Source organism: Adhaeribacter aquaticus DSM 16391 (assembly GCF_000473365.1).
In the GTDB taxonomy this organism is placed as follows: domain Bacteria; phylum Bacteroidota; class Bacteroidia; order Cytophagales; family Hymenobacteraceae; genus Adhaeribacter; species Adhaeribacter aquaticus.
Window position 1 is genome coordinate 33,033 of record NZ_KI421517.1, and the last position, 12,601, is coordinate 45,633.

Sequence of the window (12,601 nt, forward strand, 5' to 3'; positions counted from 1 at the left end):
CAATAGCTCTCTAAACAGGCACCTGTTTTTGTTAAATCATTTCCAGTAAACCTTTTATCATAAAATACGGGTAAAAGAAGGTATAACCAGTAAAGAATTACCTATGGAAAATAATTCAGGAAAAACAGCCTTAATAACCGGTGCCTCAAGTGGTATCGGATATGAGTTAACCAAACTTTTTGCTAAAGACGGGCACAACGTGGTAATGGTGGCCCACCACGACGATAAATTACAACAGGCCGCTCAGCAAATAAAAACCGAATTTCCGCTTATTCGGGTAGAAACCGTTTCGATAGATTTAAGTAAAGACGGATCCGCTGATCGCTTATATTCTATAGTACAGGATCGGGGCATCCAAATAGAATACCTGGTAAATAATGCTGGTTTCGGCGAAAAAGGACAATTTCTGGAAACAGATTTGGATAAGGAAATTGCCATGATTCACTTAAATACCATTACGGTACTCACCCTTACCAAACGCTATCTAAGAGAAATGATTAACCGCGGATCGGGCAGAATTTTACAGGTAAGTTCCGTAGCCGCTTTTTTACCGCATCCTTTATTAGCGGTATATGCCGGTACCAAATCATTTGTAAAATCTTTTTCCGAATCGTTGCAGGATGAAATAAAAGAGCATAAAAACGTAACGATTACGGTGCTTTGTCCGCCGCCAACAGAAACCAATTTCTTTGAGGTAGCCCACATGGAAAACTCCAAAGTAGTGAATTCGCCGCAGGTACAGGATGCCGATGAAGTAGCCAGAGGCGGGTACGATGGCATGATGAACGGCGATGCCCGGGTGCTGCCAACTTTGGTGGCAAAAATGTACGCCGCCCAGGGCATAACCTTACCAGATTCCATCAATGCCGCCATTGTGCATTCACAACTGGAAGATATTAAAAAATAAAACAAAAAAAGCTCCAGATAACGTATTAGGAGCTTTTTACTTTAAATTATAACTCTATGGAAAATAAAACATCTACTGCGCTTATAACCGGTGCCTCCAGCGGCATTGGTTTAGAACTGGCTCGTTGCTTTGCGCGCGATGGCCATAACTTAATTATGGTTGCCCATTACCGCGGCAAATTACAGGAGGCGGCTGAAAAACTGCACAAGGAATTTCCAGGTATTCGGGTAGAAACCATTGCCCTGGATTTAAGTAAAGATCATGCACCGGAAAAACTTTACAAAGAAGTACAACACCGGGGCCTGCAGGTAGATTTTCTGGTTAATAATGCCGGATTTGGCGAATATGGTCCTTTTTATAAATCCGATCTTCAGAAAGAACTGGCCATGATTCACCTGAACGTTATTGCGCATGTGCACCTAACCAAGTTATATTTACCTGAGATGATTAGCCGTAATGCGGGTAAAATCCTCCAGGTTGGCTCAGTGGCTTCCTTTATGCCTGCTCCTCTACAATCGGTTTATGGGGCTACCAAAGCTTTTGTTCTTTCTTTTGGAGAAGCTTTACAAGAAGAACTAAAAGGCACTAAGGTAACGGTTTCCTTACTCTTCCCCCCTGCCACCGATACCAACTTCTTTAATGTAGCCGGTGCTCAGGATACGGTTTTAGCCAATGGCAATTTAGCTACCGCCAAAGAAGTTGCTGAAAGTGGTTATAAAGGATTTATGAAAGGCCAGGCCCGTATTGTGCCAACGCTAAAAGGCAAGATAGAAGTAATCCAAAGCAACATTTTACCGGATGCAGCTCTGGCCAAGGCTATGAAAAAGCAATCAGAAGAAATAAAATCCAAGAAAACAGCTACAAAAAAAGCAGCAACTACTGAAGCCCCTGCCACTACTAGCAGTGAAACAGAAACACCTAAGAAAAGAACTACTAAAACTGCAAAAGCCAAGACTACTGAAACTGCAACTCCTGTAACTGAAACTGCACCCAACAAGAAAGGAGCAAAAAAAACTACTTAGTTTTAATCTATAATTTTATCCTTCTAACTACCTGTATAATGCTGATTAAAAAACGGAAGCTTATATAGGTAGTTATCTTTTCCCTTTTTATACACTACTTTTCAAACCTGCCATCGTCAATCTTCTTCTCTGGAACTTTAGCTTTATTCCTCATTCCTTTACCTAAAGAAAATATTTAAATAGCAGGTAAGATAATAGTATTCCTTTCTTTGCCTCAGGTTTAACATTACAGACGAGAGCTTTTTCCTGAAACGGGAGCAAAATATAAATAACCAATATACCACCTAGAAAACCATTACTCCCGACACTTTCTTTGGTAAAACATTCCAGCTTATGAAGCCTTTTAAGGCAAGATTTAGGTTTAGTCATTTCTGCCTATAAGTTGTCTGAAACAAGACAAAAAGTCTTACAACCAACATATTACTTAATTTACACCAGTCATTATTTCCGAAATACAATTAAAAATGGCCTTGGCTAGTAATTTGTAAGAAAGGTTCTAAGAGAACAGGAGATTGAGAATAAGGCTATGAACTTTAATAACTATACCATCAAATCTCAGGAAGCCATTCAGAAGGCCACTGAGATTGCCGGCGGCAATCAGCAGCAAGCGATTGAAACCGGTCATATTCTGAAAGGTATTCAACAAACCGACGAGAGTGTATTCTCGTTTTTAGTGAAGAAATTAGGGGTGAATCAGAACATGCTGAACACCCGCCTGGAAAGTATAATTAATAGCTATCCGAAAGTAAGCGGTGGCAACCCGTATTTAGGGAATGATGCCGCTGCTGCTTTGCAAAAAGCTACGTCTTACTTAAAGGAATTTAACGACGAATTCGTCGCCATTGAGCATATTTTATTGGGTATACTGGCCGGACGTGACCAGGTAGCTTCTTTATTGAAAGAAGTAGGCTTTGCTGAAAAACAGCTGAAAGCCGCCATAAAAGAGTTACGCGGTGGCAATCGGGTTACTGACCAAAACGCTGAGGCAAAGTATAACTCGCTTAAGAAGTACGCCAAAGACTTAAACGAACTGGCCCGTGCTGGTAAAATAGATCCGGTAATTGGTCGTGACGAAGAAATTCGCCGCGTACTACAGATATTATCGCGCCGTACCAAAAACAACCCGGTATTGTTAGGTGAGCCGGGTGTGGGTAAAACCGCTATTGTAGAAGGCTTAGCCCAACGCATAGTAGCCGGCGACGTGCCTGAAAACCTAAAAACCAAAACCCTGATGAGTTTGGATATGGGGTTATTAGTAGCAGGTGCCAAATACAAAGGTGAATTTGAAGAGCGCTTGAAAGCGGTAATTAAGGAAGTAGTAGATGCCGAAGGGGAAATTGTGCTCTTTATTGATGAGATGCACACCTTAATTGGTGCTGGTGGCGGCGGCGAAAGTGCGATGGATGCCGCCAACTTATTGAAACCAGCTTTGGCCCGCGGCGAGTTACACGCTATTGGCGCGACTACCTTAAAGGAATATCAGAAATACATTGAGAAGGATAAAGCATTGGAGCGCCGTTTCCAGGCCGTAACGGTAGATGAACCCACCATTCCGGATGCTATTTCCATTCTCCGTGGTATTAAAGATAAATACGAAGTACACCACGGGGTGCGCATTAAAGACGATGCCATTATTGCTTCCGTGGAGTTATCGAGCCGGTATATTTCCGACCGTTTCTTACCGGACAAGGCCATCGACTTAATGGACGAAGCAGCCGCAAAACTGCGTATTGAAATCGACTCCCTGCCAGTGGAGCTGGACGAAGTACAACGCCGGATTATGCAGCTGGAAATTGAGCGTGAAGCCATCCGTCGGGAAAACGATAAAGATAAAGAATCGCAGTTATCTAAAGAGATTGCTGATTTAAGTGGCCAGCGCGACGAGCTGAAAGCTAAGTGGCAAAACGAGAAGGAAATTATTACTGCAATCCGGACTGAAAAAGAAAATATTGAGCGGTATAAAGTAGAAGCCGAACAAGCCGAGCGCAGTGGTGATTACGGCCGCGTGGCGGAGCTGCGCTACGGTAAAATACAGGAAAGCGAGCGCAAGTTAGTTGACCTTCAAAAACAGGTAGATGAGCTGCAAAATGGTGATGCTATGCTGAAAGAAGAAGTTACTTCCGAAGATATTGCCGAAGTGGTAGCTAAATGGACAGGTATTCCGGTAAGTAAAATGCTGCAAAGCGACCGCGAAAAATTACTGCACCTGGAAGAAGAACTGGGTAAACGCGTAGCCGGACAAGAAGAAGCCATTGCCGCTATTTCGGATGCGGTACGCCGCAGCCGCGCTGGTTTGCAAGACCCGAAACGACCCATAGGTTCGTTCATATTCCTGGGTACAACCGGGGTAGGTAAAACCGAGTTAGCCAAAGCCCTGGCTGACTTCCTGTTTAACGACGAGAACGCCATGGTGCGGATTGACATGAGTGAGTACCAGGAGCGTCATGCGGTTAGCCGTTTAATTGGAGCGCCTCCGGGATACGTGGGTTACGATGAAGGTGGCCAGTTAACCGAATCGGTACGCCGGAAACCATACAGCGTAATATTGTTGGATGAGATTGAAAAAGCGCATCCGGATGTGTTTAATATTTTGTTGCAGGTGCTGGATGATGGTCGCTTAACCGATAATAAAGGTCGGGTGGCGAACTTTAAAAACACCATTATTATTATGACCTCCAACATTGGTGCGCATATTATCCAAAGCAATTTTGCGGAGATGGAAGAATACAACCGCGAACAGGTTATCGACCGGACTAAAGACGAGGTGTTTGATTTGCTGAAACAAACTGTACGTCCTGAGTTCCTGAACCGGATTGACGAACTGATCATGTTCCGTCCGTTAGCGCAGCACGAATTGCGTAAGATTGTCAGCATTCAGTTCAAGCACATCCAGGACCGTTTACAGGAGGCCGGCATCCGTCTGGAAGCTACCGACGAAGTACTGGATTACCTGGGCGAATTGGGTTACGATCCGCAGTTTGGTGCCCGTCCGCTGAAACGGGTACTGCAAACCAAGATTCTGAACGAATTATCGAAGGAAATTCTGGCTGGTACTATCCGGAAAGATGCGGTAGTAGAAGCGGTGTTGATTGATGATAAAATTCACTTCATCAACATTGATATTGAAATTCCGCTTGATAAATAATTTTATTGAGTACTAACAAAAAAGGCTTCCTCAAAAGTGGAAGCCTTTTTTGTTATTCTTCATTTTAGTTTATCCAAAGAAATATTGTTCCTAAAACTATTGGTTAGCCTTCAAAACCTTACATGCTTACTTACAAAGAGGAGCTAAAACTTCAATCCGTTTTTATAAACCGGCTTACCTGATTACCAGCATGGCTTTCTACCATAAGCAGATACGTGCCGTTGGGCAGATTTTGTACGTCTATGGTAGTTATTTCGCCCCCTTTCATGGGTTGATTTCTTATAATAGTTCCAGTTAAAGACGCTACTCGTACTGCGTAAGTACCCGGAGCATAAGAAGCTAAATCTATAGTTAAACTGGAAGAGGTAGGATTAGGGTAAAATTTAGCATACGAACTACCTTTTCCGGCTTTTACCGCTATTATTTTAGAGTAAGCCGTTTTGCCATCAATATCCTCCTGTTTTAAGCGATAGTAGTAGGTCTGGGCTTGAACAGCTCTATCGGTAAAGGTATAGGTTTGCACCTGGTTAGTAGTTCCTTTTCCTGCTACTTTGCCAACAGCGGTAAAGTTTTCCCCATCCGCACTACGTTCTACCTCAAAATGGCTGTTATTTTCTTCACTGGCTGTAACCCATTTCAGCGCAACAGCCTGATTCTGGTAGGCCCCCGTAAAGGAAATCAAAGTTACTGGCAATGGAGTCAAGGCTCCATCTTCTTCTTCATACTTATTGCACTTACTTGGATCTGTACTAAAACTTGTACCTACTGCATCAATAAATTTATCCTGTACTTTACCTGCTTTTGCTTCTAAGCCAATAGCGAAATTGGTTATGTAAGTATTTATTTTATTATAATTATTATAGGCTGAGCCACTTGGAAGCTTAAAAGTATAAGAAAATGTAACATTCTTAATCAAATCCTCATTTATTGAATTATTGCCACTTATTTGAGGAACTTCAAATTTTATTCCTCTTCTTCCATCAGAAAAAACAGGCAATTCTATATTAAAATTATCTGTTGGGGAAGCAAATGATCCTTCCCAAGCTTCACGGTGATTTGCTCCCCCTTGATGTGGTCTTGCGGGAAAAATTGCATCTCCAGGCACGGCAAAATACACATTACTTAAAGCGTTACCACAAGTATTGATAACATTAAATGTAATAGTTACTTCTCTATTGGTAGCATTAATTTGATATTTAACGAATGTTATTTCGAAACAATATCCTTTTTTATTACATATGATTGTGGGATCATCTTGTGCATAGCTTATACTAGGAAAAAGTAAAGAGATGGCTAAAAGCAAAATCCATATTTTCCTAAAAGGATTTTTATACTCTTTTAAATGCGTGTAAAATAATGCCATGTAATAAGGTTTAGGAGTTAAAGCTTGATTTACTTAATTTGCATTTTACCTACAAAAAATTGCAACATATACATGATCAAGTATAACGAAGCCCATATATAGGAGTTTCGTATAGCCGGTAAACTATGATCTATTTTCGATGAAGTATAGTTTTTCCTAGTTAAACCTAGCTTTTACCACGTTGAACAACCTGTAAATTATTTCTAAATCCGTCTTTAATTAAAATAAAAGTTAAATTGCTTAATGGCGTGTTATAGGAAAAAAGTGAAACGAGAACTACTGAGATAATTATTTTGTAAGGGAATAGCTTAAATCTTTAGGTATTTATAAAAGGCTAAAATTTCCTAAGAAGCAATTAATTTTACTTACTTATAGACTAAAATGTCCTTAAAAACCAACAATCTTCAGAATAGTCATACTACAACTATGCCCCAAATCCTCCATACCAAAGTGATTTCGAGACCGTCTTTGCATCTAGAAAGAAATATTGGCTGGTAATATCCGAAAGGATAAGGAAGTAGAAGCGGTCTTAAGTGATGATAAAAACTATTTTTTAATATCAATGTTGCTATTTCGCTTAACAAATTTTTGGGCTGGGTATTAGGCAAAAAGCCTCCTTTAAAGTAGAAACGTTTTATTTTACCTTTCAGAATGCCTTTTGTTTTCGGCATAATCCTAATGCTTTCTTTTTACCAGACCATTTATTGATGTGTAAAACCTATAGCTACTTCCACAAAAGTTTTTCACCCTTGCTTTACTAATCTTAGTAAAATTGAACCAATTACCCACCACCTGACGAATATAATTTTATTAAACTAAACTTATATTTTTCAAATAACAATCCTTTACAAAGCAGTTCCAACAGCTAGTAAATATAATTAATTTATAATTAATCTCTATTTTATTATATGTCATACAAACAAATAGAAACCTATATATTCTTCTTCCGTTATATACCCAAAATCTAATAGTTAACCTTGTATTTAATACAATAACTTACTAACACCACTAAAATGCCTATGTAAAACTTGTACGATCTGTTGTTTGCTACTCTAATGGCAACTCCTCTCCATTTAATGTGAAATATGCATTAACTCAATCACAAGTGTTTCATTCTGACTTATTCTCTAATAAAGAGAATATTTTAAAAACAAAATGAATTTAGTACAAATCCACTAATCCTACTAAAATCTATTAAATGAAACAATTTTACTATACAATCTTTATCTTCTTACTTGGGCTACTTACTCTTATAAGCGACTTACATGCTCAAGCTCCCGAGTTTCTATGGGTAAATCAATCATCAAGCGTTAATTCAGCAGGCACTTCCGTTGTAACTGATGCCGTTGGTAACACTTATGTTACTGGCAGCTTCACTGGCACCATTACTATAGGAGGTCAGCCTAAAACCAGCTCCGGCTCTTATGATATTTTCGTGGCAAAGTATAATGCAGCTGGTTCCTTACAATGGGTTCAATATGGAGGTGGAGCAGAGGATGATCAAGCCTTTGATATTGCGGTAGATGCCTGGGGTAATGTATATGTAACGGGGAAATATAAGAATTCAGCAACTTTTGGCTCTACAAGTGTAAAAAATAATAACAATAGCTTTACATTATTTGTAACAAAGTATGATCCTTTTGGCAACGTGCAATGGGTGACAGGTGGAGACGGACTTGGAATGGCGATAAGTAATGCAATAGCTGTCGATAAAAATGGCAATTCCTATGTTACAGGTTCTTTTACCACCACTACTAAATTTGGAGATTATACACTCACTAATAATACTGGTTCTAAAGACATTTTTATTGTTAGTTTCAATCCATCTGGAATCCCACGGTGGTCTATAAAAGCTGGCTCAACCGATACCGATGGTAATAATAGAATTGTGGACGAAGGTAAAAGTATAGCCGTAGATAAAGATGATAACGTTTTTGTCACCGGCTTTTTCGCAAGTAAAGCTACTTTCTCTTCAAATGATCTTGCAAAAAATAGTGTTGCTTTATCTACTTCTTCTAACCCTTCGGATATATTTATTGCTAAATATAATTCAAATGGAGCTTTACAATGGGCCAAAGCAGTAGGTGAAGTAACAAAAAACGAGGAGAACCATTTTGGTGTAACTACAGATGAGACAGGGAATGCCTATATAACTTCGGCAATTGAAGATAAAAAAGGCCAGAACACTACCAAAATGCTTTTAGCCCAGTACTCCCCATCAGGACAACCAAGCTGGAAGTTGATAGAGGGGGGAGCAGGTACTAGTAAAGCATTCGATCTGGCATATGGTAAAACAGAAAATAAGTCTGGATACCTTTATGTGACCGGTTCATTTACTGGCACTGCTACTTTTGGGAACCCTCTCGTAGATTCCAAAACCCCAACTACCCCAACTTCTCTAACAAGTGCAGGATTTGGCGATATGTTCATTGCTAAATATGAGGCTGCAACAGGTAAATTATTAGGCGCATATAGATCAGGCGGACCGAACGAAGATGTTGGATTTAGCATAAGCCAAACAAATGACCACGCTAGCGTAGCCGGCTACTTTAATCAATCTGCTTCAATTGGCACTACAACATTGACTAACTCTTCAGGAAAAGCAATGTTTGCTGCTAAGTTTGGCAAAAGAATTACTTGGACTGGCACCAATTCAGATTCTTGGACTGATGCCGGAAATTGGTCAGGAAATTTGGCTCCAACGACGACCGATGAAATAATTATTCCGGCAAATTTAAGCCGTTACCCAAATATAAATTCAGCAACCACAATCAACAATATTATACTGGAAGCTGGCACTTCTTCAACTACAGGTATTTCTACACTTTCAAGTACTCCTTCACTCACAATAGCAACTGGTGGAAATTTAACCGTATTAGGTTCACTTACCCTTAATACTAACTCCTTTCTTTCCATGAGTACCGGAAGCGCCCTTACTATTAACGGAGAATTGTTAAATCTTAATGGTAGTAGGTTCAGTACTGCATCTGGAGCTACTGTAAAAATCGCGAATAAAATCTCTAGTTTTGTACCTGAAATACCATATGCTAATTTGGAAGTAGAGCCAACTAACGGCACCCACCTAAGTCTCTCTAATAATATTACAGTAAATGGAAATTTGAGGTTAAAAGGTAAGCTAGGAGCCGCATCTGGCAAAGTATTAACCTTGAACGGCAACATAGAAAATGAGGATGTTGGTCGATTTTATGAAGGAAAGCTGCTGAAAAAATTAAATATTGGCACCAACACAACTTCTCAAAACTTCGGTGATATCGGCGTAACTATAAAAAACGAAGATGGAGGTGATTGGGGTGAAATTTCAGTTAACCGCACTACCGGAGCTGAAGCGGCCGTAGCCCATCCAACTAAGCCTAATATAAAAAGCGTCCAACGCCGCTGGGAAATTACCTCTACCAAATCTGCTAATAAAAATGTTTGGTTAAACCTCTCCTGGTTGATGGATGAGGATAACATGGCCGATTATAATGCTGAAAAGATTCAGGTCTGGCATAGCGTAGATGACGGACTTACTTGGCATAAAGTTGGGGTACCTACATTAGCCACAGTTACAGGCAATAAACTAGCTGTAGATGTAAGAACTGCCTTATTTGGCATTTTTACCTTATCCAAGGAAAGTGACAGTGACGGGCTCCTGACTCCGTTGCCAGTTGAACTAATTCATTTTACTGCTAAGAAAACCCAAAGTAAAACCATAAAATTAACTTGGGCCACTGCTTCGGAAAAAGACAACGAATATTTTGCCGTAGAAAGAAGCGCGGATGGTACTAATTTTACGCCTCTTGATAAAGTAAAAGGAGCGGGCAACAGTAACCAGCGGCAGGAATACACCTTTACTGACAATAATCCTTTAACCGGCACCGCTTACTACCGCCTGCGTCAGACGGATTTTAACGGCAAAACAGCCTATTCCCCAATCCGGGCTGTAGCCAATAATTTTGCATCAGGTCCGGCGTTTAAACTTTATCCAAACCCGGCTCATGGCGAGCAAGTGCAAGTAAGTTTGCAGGGGTTACAGGAAAAAGCTAGTTTAGAAGTTACTGACTTGCAAGGCAAACGTTTACGACAACAATCAATAAAACCCAACACAAACCAGCCCCTTCCCATTAATGGCCTGCCAGCAGGCACTTACCTGGTAAGAATATTTACAGGCGCGGGCTCACAAATACAAAAGCTCATAATCCAATAAAACACCTCAGGTAGTAACACAACTTACTGGAAGCTCCAGTAAGTTGTGTTACTACTAAAAGAGCCTGATACTTCATTACTCAAGAAGTACCAGGCTCATTTCGCATCCAGCCAAGTATGCTGGCTGCTAGCATCCAAAAGGATGTTGTGGTTAAAGAAATGCTATAAAATGAAATAACTCCCTCCCTGAACATCCACATTTAGGTTCCGGTACAATAGTAACAGCAGGAACTATTAACAAAAAAGCCTTCCTCATTTAAGAAAGGCTTTTTTGTTACTTAACATTCTAGTTTACTTAAATGAAAGATTTTACTAAGCACTACCTGTTTCTCCTAAACAATCCTAAATTCAAACTTATAAAGAGGAGCTAAAACTTCCATCAATTTTTACAAACCGGCTCACCTGGTTACCGGCTTGTCCTTCTACCATCAGCAAATACGTACCGTTCGGCAAGCTTTTCACATCCAAGGCAGTAATTTCACCTCCTTTTATAGATTGGTTTTTTAAAATAGTTCCGGTTAAAGAAGCCACCTTAATTAGGTAGTTTCCTGCAGCAAAAGAGCTTAAATCAATATTTAAACTAGAAGATGCTGGATTAGGGTAAAATTTAGCATAAGAGCTGACTTTTCCGGCTTTTACCGCTATAACTTTAGAGTAAGCCGTTTTGCCATCAATATCTTCTTGTTTTAAACGATAGTAGTACATCTGATCCTGAACTGCTCTATCTGTAAAATGGTAGGTTTGCAATTGATTTGAGTTTCCTTTGCCCTTTACTTTACCAATAGCAGTAAAAGTTTCCCCATCCAGGCTGCGCTCTACCTCAAAATGGCTATTGTTTTCCTCACTGGCCGTAATCCATTTCAGCGCATTACCCTGATTCTGGTAGGTTCCAGTAAAGGATACTAAGGTTACAGGTAAAGGGGTTAGGGTTTGGTCATCGCATAATAATGGATCAACACTAAAGGTAGTTTGTTCCCCCTGAAAGAGCTCCAGATTATTTGCGGCTTTTATCTGGCCAATATACCTTTGCTCTTTAAGGTAATTCACGATATCTTCCTGGGTCAGAAGAATCTTGGTACCATAACTTTTAGGTAGAAAAAAAGTGATAGTAAAAGTATAAGCTTTGGGTTGTTGGTTTTCTGCACGAGTTTCCTCAAATTTTATTCCTTTAGGATTGGTCGTTTCTTCATGTTTAAATCCCTCTGATGTTTTTGGGGAAAGATAATCGTTTAGGGTACCAATTGGAAAGTAAGCAGCGGTGGGCAATTCAAGAAATACATAACTTATGGCATACTTACATTCCTGTTTCTTATCATTTTTCTCCCTGGATAAAGTATAGGTAAAAGCAACCCTATTATCGAGCGGATTAATAACTATATTATAACTATTAAAAGTTAATGAATAACAGTTACCATTCTTGGAACAGCCAACCGTCTGCGCCAAGCTGGTGCCAGTAGAAAATAAATAGAATATTGTTACTAAAATCAAAAATTTTCCAAAAAATATTTTGGATTTTTTGTAGTGTGTGTAAAATGTTCCCATTTGACAAGGTTTAAAATTTTGATTCCCATTTGTTCCAATTGCATTTAACCTACAAAATATTGTATCATTGAGGAGTAAAAACATTACGTTCTTGATATATAAAGGTTTGCTATATTAGACGAACTATTATTCTTCCTAGTTAAAATAGCGTTTTTACAAGACCAATAAAAGAATAAGCTAAGAATATTTATTTATTCATAATAAATATTCATAAATTTATATATGTATATATATTTGTATTTTTCTAACAAAAAAAAACGATTACGCATTTTTGATTACTTCAGCAGAAACCTACTTTTTAAACACATGGAAAAACGTTCAGATATTTATAAAAGCAATATATTCAGTCTCCTACAGCACCAGGTGGTGTACAAAAAAAACTAATACCTGAATAGATGTATCAGGATCATAAACAA

6 protein-coding genes are annotated in these 12,601 nt (G+C 39.3%); 4 read left to right on the top strand and 2 right to left on the bottom strand.

The features are described 5' to 3' along the window. The first annotated feature begins 103 nt into the window (after positions 1 to 103). From ADHAQ_RS24235 to clpB, 3 genes are all read left to right on the top strand, one after another. The gene (locus tag ADHAQ_RS24235; protein ID WP_034256499.1) at positions 104 to 907 is read left to right on the top strand and encodes an SDR family NAD(P)-dependent oxidoreductase; all 804 of its coding nucleotides are present in this window, start codon (positions 104 to 106) and stop codon (positions 905 to 907) included. A gap of 56 nt (positions 908 to 963) precedes the next feature. Then, complete coding sequence (locus ADHAQ_RS24240) at positions 964 to 1,929, top strand: SDR family NAD(P)-dependent oxidoreductase (RefSeq protein ID WP_051359657.1); 966 nt, start codon at positions 964 to 966, stop codon at positions 1,927 to 1,929. A 526-nt stretch (positions 1,930 to 2,455) separates the two neighbouring features. After that, positions 2,456 to 5,074: an ATP-dependent chaperone ClpB gene (clpB, locus tag ADHAQ_RS0101980; RefSeq protein ID WP_026461504.1), complete on the top strand. Its 2,619-nt coding sequence runs from the start codon at positions 2,456 to 2,458 to the stop codon at positions 5,072 to 5,074. A 151-nt stretch (positions 5,075 to 5,225) separates the two neighbouring features. Here clpB and ADHAQ_RS27035 read toward each other — a convergent pair whose 3' ends face one another. Continuing rightward, positions 5,226 to 6,437 (bottom strand): T9SS type A sorting domain-containing protein, encoded by a 1,212-nt coding sequence (locus tag ADHAQ_RS27035; RefSeq protein ID WP_051359658.1) that lies wholly within the window; start codon positions 6,435 to 6,437, stop codon positions 5,226 to 5,228. A 1,198-nt stretch (positions 6,438 to 7,635) separates the two neighbouring features. Here ADHAQ_RS27035 and ADHAQ_RS0101995 point away from each other — a divergent pair. Next, entirely contained in the window at positions 7,636 to 10,644 is a 3,009-nt protein-coding gene (locus ADHAQ_RS0101995; RefSeq protein WP_026461506.1) for a T9SS type A sorting domain-containing protein, read from the top strand. Positions 10,645 to 10,997: 353 nt separating this feature from the next. Here ADHAQ_RS0101995 and ADHAQ_RS27040 read toward each other — a convergent pair whose 3' ends face one another. Further along, positions 10,998 to 12,185, bottom strand: a complete 1,188-nt coding sequence (locus ADHAQ_RS27040; RefSeq protein WP_051359659.1) for a T9SS type A sorting domain-containing protein — start codon at positions 12,183 to 12,185, stop codon at positions 10,998 to 11,000. Positions 12,186 to 12,601 lie beyond the last annotated feature (416 nt).